Annotated in this window: 1 pseudogene; it reads left to right on the forward strand. The window is 66.3% G+C overall.

Annotated elements, in window-relative coordinates:
* A pseudogene (locus D3D02_RS18760) lies at positions 1–549 on the forward strand (DNA topoisomerase IV subunit B); the annotation flags it as partial.

A 549-nucleotide genomic window follows, 5' to 3' on the forward strand; every position in this document is an offset into this window, starting at 1 on the left:
ACCTCAACGAGACCAAGACGGCGCTCCACGACGACGTCATCTACTACGACGACGAGTCGGAGGGCATCGAGGTCGAAATCGCCATGCAGGCGACCGACGAGCTCCAGGGGTCGATTCACGCCTTCGCCAACAACATCAACACCCGCGAGGGCGGCACGCATCTGACCGGGTTCAAGACGGCGCTCACCCGCGTCGTCAACGACTACGCGAACAGCCACGACATGCTGGACGACCTCGACGGCGACAACCTCCGCGGCGAGGACGTTCGCGAGGGACTCACCGCCGTCATCTCCGTCAAGCACCCCGACCCGCAGTTCGAGGGCCAGACGAAGACCAAGCTCGGGAATTCCGAGGTCCGCGGCATCGTCGAGAGCGTCACCCACCAACAGCTCGGGACGTTCTTCGAGGAGAACCCGGACACCGCCGAGAAGGTCGTCCACAAGGCCGCCGAGGCCGCGCGCGCCCGGAAGGCCGCGAAGAAGGCCGAGGAGCTCACCCGCCGGAAGTCGGCGCTCGAGTCCACCGCCTTACCCGGCAAGCTCGCCGACT

Origin of the sequence: Halobellus sp. Atlit-38R, from assembly GCF_003665925.1 — an archaeon.
Taxonomy (GTDB): domain Archaea; phylum Halobacteriota; class Halobacteria; order Halobacteriales; family Haloferacaceae; genus Haloquadratum; species Haloquadratum inordinatus.